At 40.9% G+C, this 19,470-nt stretch carries 14 protein-coding genes; 6 read left to right on the forward strand and 8 right to left on the reverse strand.

The window, feature by feature from the left end; genetic code table 11:
- Positions 1 to 9: 9 nt before the first annotated feature.
- The 3 genes from treS (at position 10) to IE056_RS06055 (ending at position 7,423) form a co-directional block, all read left to right on the forward strand.
- On the forward strand, positions 10 to 3,324 hold the full coding sequence (treS, locus tag IE056_RS06045; RefSeq protein WP_189603782.1) for a maltose alpha-D-glucosyltransferase: 3,315 nt from the start codon (positions 10 to 12) through the stop codon (positions 3,322 to 3,324).
- The gene (glgB, locus tag IE056_RS06050; protein ID WP_308427602.1) at positions 3,317 to 6,301 is read left to right on the forward strand and encodes a 1,4-alpha-glucan branching protein GlgB; all 2,985 of its coding nucleotides are present in this window, start codon (positions 3,317 to 3,319) and stop codon (positions 6,299 to 6,301) included. The genes treS and glgB overlap by 8 nt, the downstream gene beginning before the upstream one ends.
- A 75-nt stretch (positions 6,302 to 6,376) precedes the next feature.
- Positions 6,377 to 7,423: an LLM class flavin-dependent oxidoreductase gene (locus IE056_RS06055; protein WP_189603783.1), complete on the forward strand. Its 1,047-nt coding sequence runs from the start codon at positions 6,377 to 6,379 to the stop codon at positions 7,421 to 7,423.
- Positions 7,424 to 7,555: 132 nt separating this feature from the next.
- Here IE056_RS06055 and IE056_RS06060 read toward each other — a convergent pair whose 3' ends face one another.
- Entirely contained in the window at positions 7,556 to 8,140 is a 585-nt protein-coding gene (locus tag IE056_RS06060) for a T9SS type A sorting domain-containing protein (RefSeq protein ID WP_189603784.1), read from the reverse strand.
- A 220-nt stretch (positions 8,141 to 8,360) separates the two neighbouring features.
- On the opposite strand from IE056_RS06060, the gene IE056_RS06065 reads away from it, so the two are divergent.
- Both IE056_RS06065 and IE056_RS06070 read left to right on the forward strand, forming a co-directional pair.
- The gene (locus IE056_RS06065; RefSeq protein ID WP_189603785.1) at positions 8,361 to 9,239 is read left to right on the forward strand and encodes an AraC family transcriptional regulator; all 879 of its coding nucleotides are present in this window, start codon (positions 8,361 to 8,363) and stop codon (positions 9,237 to 9,239) included.
- Between the two features lie 168 nt (positions 9,240 to 9,407).
- The gene (locus IE056_RS06070) at positions 9,408 to 9,821 is read left to right on the forward strand and encodes an OsmC family protein (protein ID WP_189603786.1); all 414 of its coding nucleotides are present in this window, start codon (positions 9,408 to 9,410) and stop codon (positions 9,819 to 9,821) included.
- A 140-nt stretch (positions 9,822 to 9,961) separates the two neighbouring features.
- On the opposite strand, the gene IE056_RS06075 is transcribed toward IE056_RS06070, so the two are convergent.
- From IE056_RS06075 to IE056_RS06085, 3 genes are read right to left on the reverse strand one after another with little or no spacing between them, the layout of a single operon-like run.
- On the reverse strand, positions 9,962 to 10,657 hold the full coding sequence (locus IE056_RS06075) for an N-formylglutamate amidohydrolase (RefSeq protein ID WP_189603787.1): 696 nt from the start codon (positions 10,655 to 10,657) through the stop codon (positions 9,962 to 9,964).
- Positions 10,654 to 11,874, reverse strand: a complete 1,221-nt coding sequence (locus tag IE056_RS06080) for a carboxylate-amine ligase (protein ID WP_189603788.1) — start codon at positions 11,872 to 11,874, stop codon at positions 10,654 to 10,656. The genes IE056_RS06075 and IE056_RS06080 overlap by 4 nt, the downstream gene beginning before the upstream one ends.
- A gap of 1 nt (position 11,875) precedes the next feature.
- Positions 11,876 to 13,327 (reverse strand): RimK family ATP-grasp domain-containing protein, encoded by a 1,452-nt coding sequence (locus IE056_RS06085; protein ID WP_189603789.1) that lies wholly within the window; start codon positions 13,325 to 13,327, stop codon positions 11,876 to 11,878.
- Between the two features lie 322 nt (positions 13,328 to 13,649).
- Between IE056_RS06085 and IE056_RS06090 the strand changes: the two genes are divergently transcribed.
- Entirely contained in the window at positions 13,650 to 14,093 is a 444-nt protein-coding gene (locus IE056_RS06090) for a DUF2267 domain-containing protein (protein WP_189603790.1), read from the forward strand.
- Positions 14,094 to 14,187: 94 nt separating this feature from the next.
- Here IE056_RS06090 and IE056_RS06095 read toward each other — a convergent pair whose 3' ends face one another.
- The 4 genes from IE056_RS06095 to IE056_RS06110 all read right to left on the reverse strand — a co-directional run bounded on the left by IE056_RS06095 (position 14,188) and on the right by IE056_RS06110 (position 19,261).
- Positions 14,188 to 14,730, reverse strand: coding sequence for a 2'-5' RNA ligase family protein (locus IE056_RS06095; RefSeq protein ID WP_189603791.1), 543 nt, complete (start codon positions 14,728 to 14,730; stop codon positions 14,188 to 14,190).
- A gap of 56 nt (positions 14,731 to 14,786) precedes the next feature.
- Positions 14,787 to 16,760, reverse strand: a complete 1,974-nt coding sequence (locus tag IE056_RS06100; protein WP_189603792.1) for a monovalent cation:proton antiporter family protein — start codon at positions 16,758 to 16,760, stop codon at positions 14,787 to 14,789.
- Positions 16,761 to 16,935: 175 nt separating this feature from the next.
- Positions 16,936 to 17,211: a hypothetical protein gene (locus IE056_RS06105; RefSeq protein WP_189603793.1), complete on the reverse strand. Its 276-nt coding sequence runs from the start codon at positions 17,209 to 17,211 to the stop codon at positions 16,936 to 16,938.
- A gap of 217 nt (positions 17,212 to 17,428) precedes the next feature.
- On the reverse strand, positions 17,429 to 19,261 hold the full coding sequence (locus tag IE056_RS06110) for an ABC transporter ATP-binding protein (RefSeq protein WP_189603794.1): 1,833 nt from the start codon (positions 19,259 to 19,261) through the stop codon (positions 17,429 to 17,431).
- Positions 19,262 to 19,470 lie beyond the last annotated feature (209 nt).

Raw genomic sequence — 19,470 nt, forward strand, 5'->3', positions numbered from 1 at the left:
ACTAAATATATGACCACTCAAAATATTGACGATCAGGTACACTGGTATAAAGATGCCATCATTTATGAACTCCACATCAAAGCATTTTTTGATAGCAACGGAGACGGAATAGGAGATTTTCAGGGCCTGCTGGAAAAGCTGGATTACCTAGAAGATCTTGGTGTTACAGCCATCTGGCTGCTGCCTTTCTACCCTTCCCCGCTACGGGATGATGGCTATGACATTGCAGATTATTACACCATCAACCCCTCTTACGGAGATATAAAGATCTTTAAAAAACTAATTGAAGAGGCACATAGCCGCGGACTTAAAATCATCACCGAACTGGTTATTAACCATACATCCGATCAACACCCGTGGTTTCAGAAAGCCCGCCGCGCCCCCGAAGGTTCCAAGTACAGGGATTACTATGTATGGTCCGATGATCCTAATAAATATAAGGACGCCCGCATCATCTTTACAGATACCGAACCCTCCAACTGGACCTGGGATCCCGAGGCAAAGGCCTATTTCTGGCACCGCTTCTTTTCTCATCAACCCGATTTGAACTTTGACAATCCCGATGTGCAACAGGAAGTGTTCAAGATGCTTGATTTCTGGTGTAAAATGGGGGTGGATGGTTTCCGGCTGGATGCAGTTCCATACCTCTTTGAAAGAGACAATACCAATTGTGAGAACCTGCCGCAGACCCACGAATTCCTGAAAAAATTAAGAGCTCACGTCGATGAGCATTTCGATAATAAATTATTACTGGCCGAAGCCAACATGTGGCCGGAAGATTCCGCCGCATATTTCGGCGAAGGGGATGAATGCCACATGAACTATCATTTTCCAATCATGCCACGAATGTTCATGGCGGTGAAAATGGAAGACCGGTATCCCATTATTGATATCATCGACCAGACTCCAGATATTCCGGAATCCTGCCAATGGGCCATTTTCCTGAGAAACCACGATGAACTGACCCTGGAGATGGTGACTGATGAAGAGCGGGATTATATGTATAAGGTATACACTAAGGATCCGCAGGCAAAAATCAACGTGGGGATACGCCACAGGCTCGCACCACTTCTGGAAAACAACCGGAACAAGATCGAGTTGATGAACGTATTGTTGTTTTCCCTTCCCGGAACCCCCGTGATCTATTACGGCGACGAAATAGGAATGGGAGACAACTTCTACCTGGGTGACCGCGACGGGGTTCGAACCCCTATGCAATGGTCGGCAGACAGAAACGCCGGATTCTCACGTGCCAATCCGCACAAACTTTATCTTCCGGTAATTATAGATCCCGAATACAAGTATGAATCGGTGAATGTGGAATCGCAGCAAATGAACTCCTCTTCCCTTTTATGGTGGATGAAACGAATCATTAGTATGCGTAAAAAATTTAAGGCTTTTGGACGCGGGGATATAAAATTCCTCTCCCCTTCTAACGCCAAGATTATCGCGTACACCCGTACCTATGAAGACGAAGACATTCTAGTGCTGGGGAACCTTTCCCGTTTTCCGCAGGCTGCAGAGCTTGAGCTGGAAAATTATGAAGGTTATACTCCGGTAGAGGTGTTTAGCCACAATAAATTCCCCAAGGTAACAGAAGATCCATACCTCTTTACCATGGCACCCCACGGCTATTACTGGTTTGTCCTGGAAAAGGAAAAGGGTGAAGAAGAAGGAAAAACTTACAGCCAGACTTTGAAGATCGAAAAATGGTCTCAGTTATTCGGAAACAAAATGAAAACAAGGCTGGAAAGCAAGATCCTTCCGAATTATATGAACACCTGCAGATGGTTTGGAGGAAAATCCAGAGTGATCCAGAATATTACTATTAAGAATACTATAGATATTCCGGTGGAAAACCTGCACGCTACTCTTATGCTTGTAGAAGTGAATTATAATGACGGTTTACCCGAAGTATACCAGCTCCCGCTGGCTTTCCTACCAAGGGAGCCTGAAGAAGACCTGAAGGAAATTCCGAATAAAGGAATTATTGCAAACCTTCAGCTGGATGGTAAAGAAGGTATTCTCTTTGATGCTGTGTACGATGAAGGTTTCAGAAATACGATTTTTACCAATATCAGGGAAAACCAGAACCTTGAGAAAGACGGGGCAGAGCTTAAATTTTACCAAAGTGAAAGTGGGGAATCCCTGGGAGACGGAGAAATTCATTCCAAGATCCTCAATGCGGAACAGAGCAACACCTCCATGATCTATGATAATAAATTTTTCCTAAAATTATACAGGAAACTTGACAATACGATCAATCCAGATCTTGAAATTTCCAGATATTTATCTGAAAAGACCAATTATGAAAATGCACCGCGATTTGTAGGTGCCATAGAATATGACTTGGGACCCAATAATATGATTGTCCTTGGTATGATGCAGTGTTTGGTGCCCAACCAGGGAGATGCCTGGGATTATACCAAAGATTCGCTGGAAAGATTCTTTGAAAACGTAATGACGCGACCAAAGGAAATGGAGTTTGAACCAACAAAGGGAGAACTTACCGAGGCAATGAATTATGATGAAATTTCAGATTCCATGAAAGACCTTCTGGGAGTTATCTTTCCTGAAAGGATCTCACTGCTGGGACAACGTACTGCCGAAATGCACAATGCCCTGGCAGCACACCCCGAAGAAAAAGACTTTGAACCGGAAGCTTTCTCGCTTCATTACCAACGGTCTTTATATTCTTCCTTACAATCTCTTACCAGAAACTCATTCCAGAATCTACAAAAGAGCCTGAAACAGCTGCCGGAAGAGATAAGGAATGAAGCAAAAGAGATCCTGGATATGAAAAGTGACGTACTCAAGGTTTTCAAAAGGGTTTATGATCATAAAATCCCTACCATGAAAATAAGGACCCATGGAGATTATCACCTGGGCCAGGTACTGTGGACCGGAAAAGACTTTATTATAATTGATTTTGAAGGGGAACCTGCAAGAGCCTTTAGTGAACGAAGGTTAAAACGCTCACCACTGCGCGATGTCGCCGGGATGGTACGTTCTTTCCATTACGCTGCATACAGCAGCATTATGGAACCGGAATTTACACAGCAAAGAAAAGATGGACATCTTGAGCAATGGGCAGAAAGCTGGTACTATCATATTACCCGGCTGTTCCTGCAGGGTTACCATGAAAAAGTGGGTGAAAGCACCTTTATTCCGCCAGATCAGGAGGATTTCAAGATCCTGATGGAAACATTCCTGCTTGAAAAAGCAGTTTATGAACTGAATTACGAATTAAACAACCGTCCTGATTGGGTAATAATTCCATTAAGGGGCATAAAAACTATTATAGGGAGGTACAGAAATGGCTAAAAAAGAAGAAAATAAAACCAACGATAAAGCAAAGAAAACAACCACTACCGGAACCAAAGGTAAAGCGGCTTCCAAAAAAGGTGCTACACCCGAAGAATCCGGACAGGTAAAAGGACCGGGAACTGCCGAAAAGCGGCAGAATTCCGGTACCACTGCCAAAGAAAAGAAACCGGCAAAGATAAATCAGCCGGCACGTGGACGGTTTTCAGATGAAGAGAATAATACGGCTGAAAAAAGTAAAGCTGCCGGAAAAACCAATATTCCAAAAGTTGATACGGGGGAAGATAAACTACCGAAACCTAAAAAGGCGCTTCCGAAGAAAACATCTTCAGCTGAAAAAGATAAAAAAGCAACAAAATCTACGGCCGTAAAGGCTCAGAAAGCCGGAACTACCAAGGCAAAGGATAAGTCTTCCATAGCCGGAAAACCTGCAAAGTTCAAGGATCCGGTCACAGACGATCCTATTCCCGATAAAGCTGCTCCGGCCACCAAAAGAACATCAGTTTCCCAGGATGCTGCTTTAGATGAGAAGAAAGCTTCCACCACCAAAAAGACAACGAAAAAAGCCGATTCCAAAACTACGGGAGCAAAAGCCAAGGCAGCTTCTGAAGAACAGAAGGAAACAAAAGGTCCGGCTAAAAAGATGGCCCGCAGAAAAAGTGATAAGGAGATAAGTGCGGAAGAAAAGGCCAAACAGCCTAATACTTCCCCTACAGATGATCTAAAGGATACTGCCAAGAAAACAGCCAAAGACCTGGCAAACCAGGTTTTACCAGATGAAAAAACCAGAAATCAACTGGGGGCAATGGCAAAATCCATACTTCCCGATCAGGAAACGGTGATGGATACGGCTAAGAAAATAGCCAAAAACGTAGCCCCCGATCCGGATATGGTAGATAAGGTGGCGGATAAAGTAATGCCAGGAGAGGAAGAAAAGGAAAAAACCAAAAAAACAGCAAAGAAGGCTACCAAACAAGCATCAGAAAAAACAAAAGAGGCAACGTCAAAAGCAAAGAAAACGGCAAAAAACGTTGCCGGGACAAAAACAAAGGTGAAGCAGAAATCCTCTAAGGATAAACCTGCAGAAGCCTCGTTGCTCACCGAATTTGATGTTCATTTGTTCAAGGAAGGAAAACACTTTCACCTATATGAAAAACTAGGTTCCCACCTTATGGAATATATGGGCACCGAAGGAGTGTATTTTGCGCTCTGGGCGCCAAATGCGAAACATGTTTCGGTGATTGGAAACTTCAACCAGTGGGATAAACAGGCGCACCCCATGAAACCCCGCGAAGACAGTTCGGGAATTTGGGAGGCCTTTATTCCCGATGCTAAAAAAGGAAGTCTTTATAAATATTTTATCCAGTCTACCAACGGCTATGAAGCAGAAAAGGGAGATCCGTATGCGTTTATGTGGGAAACCCCACCCAATACCGCATCTGTGGTGTGGGACCTGGAAACTTCCTGGAAAGACAGCGCATGGATGGAAGAGCGTAAGAAAAAGATGGGACAGCCGCAACCTGTATCGGTGTACGAGCTGCATGTTGGGTCGTGGAAACGGGTACCCGAAGAAGACATGCGGTCGCTGTCATACAGGGAACTTGCAGAACAACTTCCGGCTTACCTGAAGGAAATGGGCTTTACCCATGTCGAATTTATGCCTGTGATGGAGCATCCATTCTTTGGTTCCTGGGGTTACCAGGTGACGGGATATTTTGCACCCTCCAGCCGCTTTGGCACTCCGCAGGATTTCATGCACCTTATCGAATCGCTGCATGAAGCAGGAATAGGAGTCATCCTGGATTGGGTTCCCTCCCACTTTCCATCAGACATGCACGGATTGCATTATTTTGACGGTACATTTCTTTACGAACACGCTGACCCCAGAAAAGGTTTCCACCCGGACTGGCAGAGTTATATCTTTAACTACGGAAGAAATGAAATACGTTCGTTCCTGATTAGTAATGCGCTTTTCTGGCTGGATAAATTCCATGCCGACGGATTACGTGTAGATGCCGTTGCTTCCATGCTCTACCTGGATTATTCCCGAAAAGAAGGAGAATGGGAACCGAACGAACACGGCGGAAATGAAAACCTGGAGGCCATTAGCTTCCTTAAAGAATTTAACGAAGTGGTTTATTCTGAATTTCCAGATATCATGACCATTGCTGAAGAATCTACCGCCTGGCCCATGGTGTCAAAGCCAACCTACATGGGCGGACTCGGTTTCGGAATGAAGTGGATGATGGGATGGATGCACGATACGCTGGAATATTTCAAGAATGATCCTATCCACCGGAAGCATCATCAAAACACCATCACCTTTAGCACTACGTATGCTTTCACAGAAAACTTTATGCTTCCGCTTTCTCATGATGAGGTAGTGTACGGTAAGCAATCCATGATCAATAAAATGCCAGGCGATGACTGGAATAAATTCGCCAATCTGCGAAGCCTCTATTCCTATATGTACGCACACCCCGGAACAAAACTATTGTTCATGGGAGCTGAATTTGCGCAAAGGGAAGAATGGGGACATGACTCCAGTCTTGATTGGCATTTAACCAATGAAGCACCACACCGCCAGGTACAGGAAACCCTGAAGGCTTTGAACGAGATCTATAAATCCGAACCTGCTTTTTATGAAAAAGCCTTTGATTCCGAAGGTTTTGAATGGGTTGACTTTAACGACGCTGAAAGTAGTATCATTAGTTTTTTAAGGAAAGGGAACGAACCTGAAAATGATATTTTAGTAGTTTGCAACCTTACTCCTGTTCCAAGGGAAAACTATCGCATTGGAGTTCCTGCAGAAGGCACCTGGACAGAGATCTTTAACAGTGACGACGAAAGATTTGGTGGAAGTAATGTGAAAAACAGCAGCGCAGTTGAGGCTGAGCCTTTACAGACCCACCATAAAAACCATTCGGTTTCATTAACGCTTCCTCCAATGGCCGTGATTTATTTGAAACGAGGGTAAAAGAATAATTTAATTACTTTAATAAACGGCCACAGAATAAGACTTTAGAGTTTTATTTTGTGGCCTCTTTAATTTATGAAGAAAGAAAATACAGCAATAGAAAAAACCACATTCTCCGTACTCGACCTGGTACCGGTAACCCAAGGGAGTACCATAAAAAAGGCTTTTGAAAACAGTCTTGAACTGGCGCAAAGGGTAGAAGAACTGGGATTTAAAAGGTTCTGGATCTCAGAACATCATAATACCGAGAGTATAGTAAGTTCAGCAACAGTGGTTCTGCTGGGACATATTGCACAGGGAACCTCAAAAATTAGGATAGGCTCGGGAGGAATCATGCTTCCAAATCATTCTCCATTGGTCGTCGCTGAGCAATTTGGAACCCTGGAAAGTCTCTTCCCCGGCAGGATAGATCTCGGCCTTGGTCGTGCACCGGGTACAGATCAGAAAACAGCCATGGCTTTAAGGAGAAGCCGACAGGAAAGTCCGCAGGAATTTCCAAAAGATGTACAACAGCTACAAAAGTATTTTTCGGCAGAGAATGTTACTTCAGATGTTCGTGCCCTTCCGGGGGAAGGACTGGAAATTCCTTTGTATCTGTTAGGGTCCAGCACTTTCAGTGCAGAGCTGGCAGGAAAACTGGGATTATCCTATGCTTTTGCCAGTCACTTTGCTCCTACACACCTGCATTCTGCGCTGAACCTGTACCGTCAGAATTTTAAAGCCTCAGGTCAGCAAGAGAAACCTTACAGTATGGCATGTGTGAATGTAATAGCGGCAGATACCGATGAAGAAGCTGAAAGACTGGCTACGAGTCAGAAGCAATTCGCCCTAGGGATCATCAGAAACCAGAGAAAACCTATGCCTCCACCGGTAGAATCTATGGAAGAGCTCTGGAATGAAGGAGAAAAACATACTATTCAGCAAATGATGCATTATAGTTTTATAGGATCTGAAGAAACTATCCGGAAACAACTTTCGGTGTTTATTGAAGAAACCAAAGTCGATGAAGTAATGGCTGTTTCCCACATTTATGATCATGAAGCAAGATTAAGATCTTATGAGATCCTAAGCAGACTGAACAAAACAGCTAAAAATCCGTTTTTTGACGACAGTGATCTATAGTGGAAACCTGGATTGAAATCCAGTTCATCCAAGCACTCCACTTCCAATGGTGTATATATTTTCAGTTGTACGCTAAATACGTAAGGCTGCCCCCACGGCAGCCTTACGTATGTTCTAAATTAAATTTAACCCTTACCCTATCGAAACAACTTTGTCAAAAGTCCGGTCACCTTTCTTAATGCTAATGGTATAATCACCTGCCGGCATGGAAGAAAAGTCTAATGTTTTTTTGAATAAAACTTTTCCTCCGGCACATTCAGTCACTAATGCTCCGTTGGCATCATAAACATAAAGCCTGGTGCTTTCTTTTCCGGGGTTACTAAGAAATACATTTACCAGATCATCCTGGATCTTGTAACGAGGTTTAAAAACAATTTCTGAAGATTTGCCTTTTATCTCCACACCCGACTCAGATTTAATGATCTGAGAGGTATGAATGGCAAATTCCTTTTCTATACTTAAATAGTAGGTCCCTTTGGGCAATATTCCCAGATTCAAGGCTGTTTTATACTCTTTATTATCTATAAGACTGTCTTTAAAAAGGATTTCACCTTTTCTATCCTGAAATAATACAAGAGCACCTTTTTCCATATTGCCTAACTCCACCACCAGAATTTTATCTTCCTGGATCTTCACGTCAATTCCTTTTTCTGCCCGGGCAGTAAAGCCGGCAGAAAGAATTAATAACAGTACTGCAATGTTCATTAACTTTTTCATAATTTTCAGGTTTTTGATTAATACTTTAAATTATCTTCAACAAACTTAGTTGAATTAAATCAAGTGTTTAAATCCTATATTTATATAAAAATGTGCAAAATTAACCCTTACTCAAAAATTACTATATCGTTATCGCATATTTAAAACACATATAAGTTAATTTAGCAAACAATTGTTCTTATTTTTATAATTAAATTATATTCAATGAAATACGATAAATATGAAATTATCCTCAAAACCTGAATATGAAAGAATAGCGCCTGCTTTTGGCAGTTCCTTTTCATATAAAACATATAATAAGGATCATCAAAACAAAAATCATACGTTCTGGCACTATCACCCTGAGCTGGAACTGGTTTATGTTAACGGAGGTTCCGGAAAGAGACAAATAGGAAGTCATGTATCTTACTACCAAAAAGGCGACCTTATTTTAATAGGATCTAATCTTCCTCACTGTGGATTCACAGACAGCCTTACTGAAGCTGAAAATGAGACTGTCATCCAAATGAAACCCGATTTCCTCGGCCCCGGTTTTTTTAATATTCCTGAAATGAGAAATATAAAGTCACTTTTTGAAAGGGCTAAAATGGGAATTGTTTTCCATGGGCAGGCTAAAAAAACCATAGGACGAAAGATTGAAGCCATAAGTGGTAAAGAAAATTATGAGCGCCTGCTAAGGTTGCTGGAAGTTTTGAGTCTGTTGGAGCAGGCAAGGGAATACACCGTACTCAATGCCCAGGGGTTTATCCTGGAAACGGAAGTTCACGATAATAACAGGGTCAATATTATTTTCAATTTTGTCAAAGAAGAATTTCGCCGACCCATCAATCTTGAAGAAATTGCAGATCTGGTAAGCATGACCGTGCCCGCCTTCTGCAGGTACTTTAAAAAAGTCACCGGCAAAACTTTTACCGAATTTGTGAACGAATACCGACTCACCCATGCTGCGAAACTTTTACATGAGAAGCAAATAAGTATTACTGAAGTGTGCTATGACAGTGGATTCAATAATTTTAGTCATTTCAACAAAAGATTTAAGAAGTTTACCGGAAAAGCCCCCTCTGCATATCGAAATGAATTAAAGGTGGTTTTAACTTAATCCTTTTTCCGCCCTTGAATAGATAAATTATCGGAGAAAAAAGGACATCCTAAATTTATAAGAAAAAGTCTGATTTACTACTGATTAATAATTAGTTAAGCTTATTAAAAATTCTTTCTTAACTGTGAAATATTTTATAGATTAAGAGTACATTAAATATAAAATATTATGAAAAGAACATCAACATCAGTCTGGAAAGGAACTATAAAAAATGGAACAGGATCTATCTCCACAGCAAGCGGAGTGCTCAAAGATGCTCAGTATTCCTACAAAACAAGATTTGAAGATGGAATTGGAACCAATCCCGAAGAATTGATCGCAGCAGCCCATTCAGCTTGTTTTAACATGAAACTATCTGCCATACTGAGCGAGGCTAATTACAATCCCGAAAAGCTGGAAACAATCTGCGAAATAGAGTTTGAGGACGGGAAGATCAAAAAGTCCTTCTTGAGACTGAAAGCCACCATTCCAGATATCGAACAGGACGAATTTGAACGGGCAGTGGTCGATGCAAAAGACAATTGCCCTATCTCACAACTCCTAAATACGAAAATAGATTTTTCGGCCAGGTTGAATGAGTAAATTCAAACTTTTATAACCAAATAGCTACTTTTAGATAAGCAGAATTTTTTAAAAAAATTTCTGCTTTCTTAAGGAATCCTTATTTAAAAGCTAATGTCACCTCGAGCGTAGTCGAGAGTTTTCTGAAAATTTCCTCCTGCTTAAAGTTTTTGTGTTTCTAGCACGCTCTTTAATGCATCAAAAATTGAATATTTCACTGCAACTTCCATCTTATTTCCCGAAACCAACTTCTGATTCACTTCCAACTCGATTCCCACATAATCAATGGGAAATTGTTTTCTTAACCAGGTAGTGAAACCATCAGCTTTTCCGAGGTAAGGATAATTATACTTTACTTTTAATTTAAGGTTACTTTTCAGCAGTTGTTCCTTCAATGCCGCAGAAATCTTTTTTTCTTCCTGCCGGGCGGGGTCATATAATAAACCTATATCTGCATTCCTCATCACACCATTCAGTTCCGGGGTAAAGCTATGGATCGAAAAATGGAACACCTTCACCCCTTTTTCAAGAACGTCTTTAATAGTATTTTCTACCTCATTCCGATAAGGAAAATAATACTGGTCCAGAATCTGATTTTTTGATTCTAAAGAAAGAGTTTTCGAAAACTCAGAAAAGAGATTCGGGTGATGTAAAGATCTGTTCACTTCCACAAGAAGCCTTCCGGTGCTTTGAAAATGGCTGAAATCTGAAAGCTCCTTTAGATGTGTAAATAAATCAAAAGCACCGGGATCAAATCCTCTGTGAGATTCCAGCACCTCTCGGCCTTCAGGAAAAAGATTCCGGAATTCTACAGGTATTTTATTACCGGCATGTTCACAGGTGAGAATGAGTTTCAATTTTGAAAGAATTCATTTTCAGCAAGACATTTCCCTAATTTCCGATAGGTCGCGGTGAGCTCTTCCGGAGTAAAATCTTCGCCCAAAGAATAAAGTATCCTTGAGGAAAGACTTCCGTTCTCCAGTAGAAATTCAATATTTATCCTGTGCTTTTCAGAAATATTTTCCTTCACCAGGGAATATATTTTTTGCCAGATCTCCTGCACAGTAGCTTTTTCTATCAGATCAAAAATATCCAGGTATCTCTTATTGGAAATTGCTGTTTCTTCAGCCGATTTAATCACGGCATCAAAAATACTGAAAAGATCATTTTCATGCCAGCTCTTCTGGTCTTCCAGTGAAACCAATTCTTCGCTCACCAGTAACTTTAAAGCTTCAATAATAAATACGGCGATGGCAAGATCGGCTTTTGGACATTCCTGGATATCGATTACCCTGATTTCCACGGCACCGCGGTCAAAACGCGCAATGGCCCCACGGGAATTGAGAAAATGATGATCCAGAATATTTTCAGTATCATGAGGTTTTATGGCTTTATTAATAGGTTCAAAAATGCGTTCTGAATATTCTTTTTTACTAAAAACCTGCTCCGGAATTACCTTTCCTGTCATTTCGGGGATTTCCTTTTGATTGGTTTTATACACCTGCATCCTGGCATCTTTAAATCCGGTGAATTTGCCCTCAAAAATGGGAGAACTGGCACTTAATCCGGGGATAATTGGCAGCAGAATCCTTACCGCGGCATGTAATTTTTCAAATTCAGCGTCACCGTTAAATGGCAGGTTGATATGCATGCTCTGCACATTGCTCCAGCCATGCCCGCGACAGTCAAAAATGCGGTTGTAGAGCGCGTATATCTTGCTGTAATTATGTTTCCAGAGCTGCATTTCGGTTTCGGGGTGCATAAGAGGATGGGATGCCGTTGGAAGTAACTGTGAGCCAAACTTTTCCAACAACAGATTCATCTCCTGGATATTTTCAGCAAAAAGATCCGGAAGGTTCTCTAAATCTGCCGTGGGTCCGTTAGTTTTTAACTCCACCACGTGGGCCACCAGCTCATTGCTCCATTCAATCTTTCCGTTTTCTACATCGGAAGTGAGCGATCCATTTTTCTCGGTGAGCAGCTTATCCACTATAGGATTTACTTTAAAATCTGAAGAATTTATCAGCATGTATTCGAGTTCGATTCCGAATACTTCAAAAAGGTGGTAACTCATCTTATTTTTTGTCTAAACGACTTTTTAAAGCCGATAATATTTCAATATAAATCTGGTCCCCGTAAAATGCATCTTCCACTCCAAAATCTATATTAGGATTGTCATTGATCTCAATGACCAGTGGCTTTCCATTTACTTCCTTAACATCGATTCCATAGAGCCCTTTTCCCATTAGTTTAGCCGATTTTAATGCTACCTCAAGGATTTTCTTCGGAACCTTTTCTATAGGCATACAGTCGGCATTTCCGTCCTGGTCATCCTTCTTTTTTGCATTCCAGTTATAGATCTGCCAGTGACCTTTGGCCATATAATACCGGCAGGCAAAAAGAGGCTTGTCATCCAGGATCCCAATTCTCCAGTCATATTCTGAAGGAGAGAATTCCTGAGCAATAATAAGTTCCGATTTCTTGAGCATTTGATTCACGAGTGTCTCATATTCCTCTTCTGTTGCGGCTTTTTTTACTCCGAAGGAAAAAGTGGAATCAGGTGACTTTAACACTACCGGTAATCCTGTTTGCTCCAGGACTTTATGTTTATTATCCTTGTGAACAATAATAGTCTTTGGCGTCGGAATATTAGCATTTTGAAGAGCTTCGGCCATAAAAACCTTATTGCAGCATTTCAGGATCGCATCGGGATAATCCACAATGGCAATATCTTCCTGCTGTGCTTTACGGGCAAAGGCATAGGCTTCATTATTTACTTCGGTACTCTGCCTGATAAAGAGCGCATCAAAAGCCGATAACCTTGAGAGATCTTTCGGGGAAACTACTTCCACATAGAAATTCATTTTTTCAGCCAGATCAATAAATCTCTTTATGGCTTTAGGATTACTTGGTGGCGCAGGATCATCTGGCTGAACGAGAATGGCCAGATCATAATCGTAACTTACATTCTTTGGAGTATCATAGCGTTTTTTGGCAAAATATTGTTCTGCAAAATAATGCATGCTTTCCTTATGATCTCCCGGAATTTCGGCTTCAGAAATGGCTTTTATAGATTTAATATTCCATTTGGTAGAGTAATAGAATTTTACCCTTAAAAACGGAATCTGGAAATGTCTGTGAAACATGGCACTCAGCTCCTTGTATTTCTGAGCCACATTTTGTCCGAAATATATACTGAGGGTAAATTCCTGTGATTTTATGCTTTTTAAACTCTGCTGAATAAGATCATCAAATTCATCGGAAACGATCCTTACTAGTTTTGGTTCCCGAAGATCAACTATATTTTTTACCGTAGGAGTGGCAAGATGTCCACGTGCTTCTGCCAGCAGGGAAACATAATAACCTTTGGATTGATATGAGTAATCTTTGCACAAATTGAAGATGCGGGCGTTTTTGACTTTCGCAAAATCAGGATTTGTGAGGTATTCCCGGGCTGAAATAATTTCCACATGTTCCAGGGAAACATTCCAGTTTTCGGGTTGATTTACAACTATATATTTATTCATTAATGCTTTAAATGTTTAATCAAATTTAGAGATAAAATGAATTAAAAGCTCAACTATTTGAAATAATGCAAAAACTTTTTTAGGCTCAAAATTCTGGCATATTTCAATGGTCTATAAGAATCATCTTCCTGAAATGATAGATAACACACACTGCAGCACATTGCTAAAAATCAATGCGTTAAGTTTATTTTAAATATTTTTAGAAGTAAATCTCATCGGTTATCTTAAGGTTAAGACAGAGAGCCAGCCCCGGAAGAAAAATGATGAACCCGGAGTGGATCTCCTTTGAAGAAAAAGAAGTACAAACTAAAAAATGAAAAAAATGGCAACTAATTTAAATTTTGAAAAATTCGCACAAGAAGCACATGAATATGTAAACGAACTGGCCCAGAACCTGGGACATCCTGAAGAAAAGGAACGAGTTCTCATTATTTGGAGATCTGTTATGCACAACATCAGGGACCGGATTCATTTTGGAGAATCCTTTCAGGTAATGGATCCTCTTCCTATGATCTTTAAAGGGATCTATGTAGAAAACTGGAAATTCAGCGAGAAGCCTCCTAAGGATTTTGATACCATAGAGGGGTTCAAAAATGAAGTAAAGGCAATGCAGAAACGATATGGAGAACAGGATTTCCCCTGGGAAAAGCCTACAGAGGATATAATTTCCATCACTGTAGATTCATTAAAAAGATATTTGAGTGAATCTCAATTACAGCATCTTAAAGATCAAATGCCCAAAGAGGTTAAAGAATTGATGGCATAAAAATAATGTTTATGCAGCTTAAACCTTTCGGGATGTAAGTTCTGAAAGGTTTTCCTTTTGTCTCAACGCCAGGAAGGATTTTTATAGTTCTTAGTTATAGAGCAGAAAATTCAAACTCTTCACAGATCTGCCAGGTTTTTCCATCATGCCTGAAAAGAATAAAACTCTCTGCCCGAAAAGCCGCTTTAAACTCCCTGTTTTTGAATTTCGGCCATACCTGTTTATAAACTTCTTTTTCCAAATCCCGGGTAGCTATGGTAATATGAGGATGAAAGGAAGAGACTTTTCTGGCATTATCAGATTCTAATAAAATCGACATTATCTGCTGCAGTTCAGCGTGACATTCTGTTACAGGGTCCTGATTTTCTATTTTTATAAAGATCACGCGGGGAGGAAAACTCCCGAATCCGTTGAGATGAACCTGAAACGGCTTCTGTCCTGCTGCAAAAGAGTGCAGCTTTTCCAATAGCTGTGGTTCCTGCTCTTCGGGAAACTTAAACGGAATCTGCACGGTGATGTGAGCGGGTAGCTTAAGAGCATGTTTTACGCCGTACTTTTCCTTCACCTCCAATTTTAGCTCTATAATCCTTTTCCTTATTTCATAGTTTGGCAGAATTGCGATAAAGTAAAGTTCCATGTCTTTTTAACTTCAGAATTAAGAATTTCAAAAAACAGTATTCCGAAGCATCATTTTCAGCTCACCGCCCGGAAAAATTCTTCAATATGCTCCTGGTCTCCACTGATATAAACCAGGTCTTCCAATAACATTTTCTCTTCAGGTTTTATGGAGGTAATTAAAATGTCATTTCGGGTGATCGCAAGAATATTCACTCCAAATTTCTTTCTAATATCTGCTTCTGCCACCGTTTTACCTACTACTTTCCCACTGTCTGCATTTAAACGTACACAGGTGATCTTGAAATCGGGGATTTTGGAAGAAGTAATAGTCCGCGGAGTTTTATTCTTACTCTGAAAAATCTCATAATTATCTGAGCGCACAGTCTCAACCAGATTCTCAAGTTCATCTATGGGAACCAGATAATTGTGCAACACCCTGGAGAAAATCTCAATGGAGGTCTCAAATTCTTCCGGAATCACCTCATCTGCTCCCAAAGCTATCAAAGCATCCATTTCCTTTACGTAACGAGTCCTTACCACCACAAAAACAGATTGAGAGAGATTCCTGATGTTTGTAATAATGGATTTTGTAGCCTTGGGATCTGAAATCGCTATCACTACCACCCTTGCTTTTTGAACCTGGACCGATTCGAGAATATGTTCGTGCACCGCATCACCAAAATATATAGGTTCCCCTTTTTCTTTTTCTTCCTTTACAGTTTGGGCATTCAGCTCAAGGATTACATAAGGAATATTCGCATATTTTGCTGCTTTGGCCAGGTTCGTACCATTAATTCCGAAGCCAATAATCAGTAAATGATTTTCAAGGCCTTCATTCTCTTTGTGTTCATGAGGTTCCATGGTGGCTGGTTTTCCATTCCATCTACTGGACCTGATGATAAACGTAGCTATCTTTTCAGAAAAAATAAGTACAAAAGGCGTTAGCAGCATTGTTATAATGGAAACAGAAAGAAAGTACTGGTTCATTTGCGGGGTAAGCAATCCATATTCGATCCCTACCCTGGAAAGTATAAAAGCAAATTCACCGATCTGGAACAGGGCGAGTCCGGTGAGGGCCACCGTACGTGGCGGATATTTGAGAAAGATAGTGGCTACAGCTGCGATGCTGCCTTTCAGAAAAAATACGACTACTACCAGAAGAAGGATCACAGCAGCATGATTGGCAAAAAAGGTAAGATTCAGCAGCATCCCAATGGAGATAAAGAAAAAGCTGGTAAACAATTCCCTGAACGGAAGGATGGTACTGGTCGCCTGGTGGCTGTAATCTGATTCAGAAATAATGAGTCCGGCGAGAAATGCTCCGAAAGCCAGGGACAAACCTGCTTCGGCCGTTAAAAAAGCAACCGCAAAACATAGGGTGATAGTGGTCAGAAGAAATAATTCCTTGCTTTTGGTCCTGGCGATAACATACATAAGCCTTGGCACCAAGTATCGTGCACTTACGTAAGTCATTACCAGCACCAATGTAGTTTTGATGAAAAGCTCGAGGACCTCCATTCCAACATTAGTGCTTTGGCCTGCAAGAATGGGGGTTACCAGCATCATGGGAACAACGATGATATCCTGAAAGATCAAAATCCCGAGGGCATTTCTCCCATGAGGAGCAGTGATCTCATTGCGATCCTGCAATATTTTAAGGACAATGGCCGTGCTTGAAAGAGAAAACAGGAAACCAACAAAAACGGCTTCATTCCAGCCAAAACCCAGGAACATATAAATAAGGCTGGTAATACCCACAGTAAGTCCCACCTGAAGGAATCCGCCGTAGAAAACTGTTTTTCTCATGGACTTTAATTGCTTTAGAGAGAGCTCCATTCCAATTACGAAAAGCAGTAGAATCACCCCGATTTCAGCAAGAACTTCCACTTCATGCACTGCATCAATAAGACTCAATCCATAAGGACCAATAATGATTCCGGTAAGAAGAAAACCAAGAATTGATGGTAATTTGAAGCGCTGTAATACAAGCACTACCACTACCGATAGTCCTAATAAAATAACGATATCCTGTAGTAAAGGAAATTCCATACTTTTTATACTTATGCATTTAAGGGGGAAACTTTAGTGTATAAAAGTATAGTTTTTTGGACTAAAGAAGAAGAAAATAAATTAACAGGCTTGGCGGGTTTTAAAGCTTTTGACCTTTTGGATTACTGAAAAGGTAATAACCCGAAAAACATTTAATTTTCTATTAGAAAAAGACCTAAGCCTCTTTTTCCGTTTCCATTTCTGTTTCGAAGTAGAGTTCTCTGATATATCCAGATCTGCTGCCCGGCAACATAAGTTTCCAGATTTCTTTCTTAGAAATAAGGTCTTTGGCAACAAGTCTAAGTCCGTCAACATAGGTTCTGTAGACAACAAGGTAAAAAAGAAACAGGAGTACCAGGTCCCTGGGACCTATATAACCGAGCTGACTTAAACTGAATAATATGGCGAGGGGAACTAGAATTGCAAAGTAATAAACCAGAATATTTTTCATTACGGCTCTTTTTTAGGATTTGCGCGTAAAGCTGAGTTGTTGATCAACTTCTGAATTACTAAAGTAGTTAAATATTTATTAAAACCAAATTTAACTCCTCTTTGGGTTTCTAAACATTATCCCCCTTTTTACCTGAAGTAGGATTTTGCAGTTATACCGGCAGTTTTTATCTGAAGCCTGACCACTACGTACTTTTTCCATGTATACTTCCCTTTACCTACTGGTATCCCGCCGCCTGAAGATTAAACAATTCTGCGTACAACTGGTCATTTTTGATCAACTCCTCATGCGTTCCTATTTCCAGCACTGCGCCATCTTTTAGCACCATGATCCTGTCTGCTATTCGTACGGTACTGAAACGGTGAGAAATGATCACTGCCGTCTTACCTTCTGTTAATTTTATGAAGCGGTCAAAAGCTTCCGTTTCTGCACGAGCATCCAGGGCGGATGTTGGTTCATCAAGGATCAATACTTCCGAATCTTTCATATAAGCCCTTGCAATGGCTATCTTTTGCCATTGTCCGCCCGAAAGATCTTTTCCCTGCTTAAATCTTTTTCCAAGCTGCTGGTCATACCCCAGCGGCATTTGCAGAATCACCTCTTCTGCAAGGCTTTTTTGTGCGGCACTGTCTATTCTGGGCTGATTTTTAATTTCGGTGATCTCCCCCATGGCGATGTTTTCCCGAAGCGTCAATTCAAATTTGACAAAATCCTGAAAAATAACACCGAAATACTGCTGATACTGGAGTCGGTTGTATTGTTTCACCGGAATCCCATCCAGAAGAATTTCACCTTCTGTAGGTTCGTAGAATTGCAGGAGTAGTTTGATAAGCGTGGTTTTTCCGGCGCCGTTCTCCCCCACAAAGGCAAGCTTCTCCCCTGCCCTTAGCTTGAAATTAATATTCCTGACCACCCAGGTTTCAGACTTCGGATATTTAAATCCGACATTCGCAAACTCAAATCCGGTTTGTATCTTCCTCGGAAGCGGGAGTTTTCCTTCTGAAGATTTTTCTTCATACGTGAGATCCAGAAATTCAAAATAATCTTGCAGGTAAAGAGCACTATCTGTAATGGCAGTAAACCGGGTGAAAAAACCTTGCAGCCTTTGTCGGAGTCCGCGGAAGGCTCCCGATAAGAAAGTAAGATCACCCAGAGAAAAAATTCCGGCAACGGTCCTGAAGATAATCAGAATGTAAGCTCCGTAATAAGCAGTCGTACCAATCACATTAAAAACAGAGCCCCAGCCTGCACGTTGTTTCGCCAGACTTTTACTCTGTGTGTAATATTTATCTGAAAGTCCTTTAAACCGTTCTGCCAGATAATCTGATAAACCAAATAATTTGACCTCTTTGGCGGTTACATCACTTGCACCAGCATATCGCAAATAATCCAGTTCCCGTCTTTCCTGCGTCCAGCTTCTGGCAAGGGAATAACTCGTACCGCTGAATTTTATCTCGTTGAGAATTGTAGGCACAATGGAAACCACCAGCAGAATAATAAGCCATGGTTCAAAAGCAACTACCCCTGCAAGCAAAGAAATAATGGTGACCACATCTTCTCCCTGGGTGAGGATGTTGGACATTAAGCCCACCCTTCCAGTGGTTTGTTGTCGGGCCCTTTCCAGTTTATCGTAAAACTCGGAATCCTCCAGTTGATCCAGATCCAGTTCTGAAGTCTTTTTTATGATCTTTACTGAAGTATCAATGGAATATTGGTCTCCCAGCAATGCATCGCTCAGGCTTATTCCCCTGCTTAAAAGATCTGAAAGTACAGCCAGCGCAAATTCAGCAGCGACCAGCATCCATAGCCGGTCAAGGTCTTTTACATCTGCAGCGATCTGCAACACCACCTCATCGATGATGAGTTTCCCCACCCAAAGCATGAGCATTGGCAGGAATGCATTCATAATGCGACACAAAAGCGTCACATAGAAAAGCACCGGATTTACTTTCCTGATTTCTTTAAAGAACCTGGGAACAAATTTGAGGGAAGCAAAACTTTCCCTGAAATTGAATTTATCGGGTTCTAAGGACTTTTTTGATCTTGGCAAAAGGTTTTTTTTTGCGCAAGTTAAGAATGAATTTCCATATCAGTTTCAAAAAAAATGGATTAGGAAAATCCAACTTCCGGAACTGGGGGATGTCTCACGAGAATCCTTTTCAGTTTACAAGTAACTTTACAAGTACCATTTCACCAATTGAAAAATGGATCAGGTCCATCATCATAAAATATTTTTACGGCGCATAAGGATATTTTTAA

This window comes from Salinimicrobium marinum (genome assembly GCF_014651535.1).
Lineage (GTDB): Bacteria > Bacteroidota > Bacteroidia > Flavobacteriales > Flavobacteriaceae > Salinimicrobium > Salinimicrobium marinum.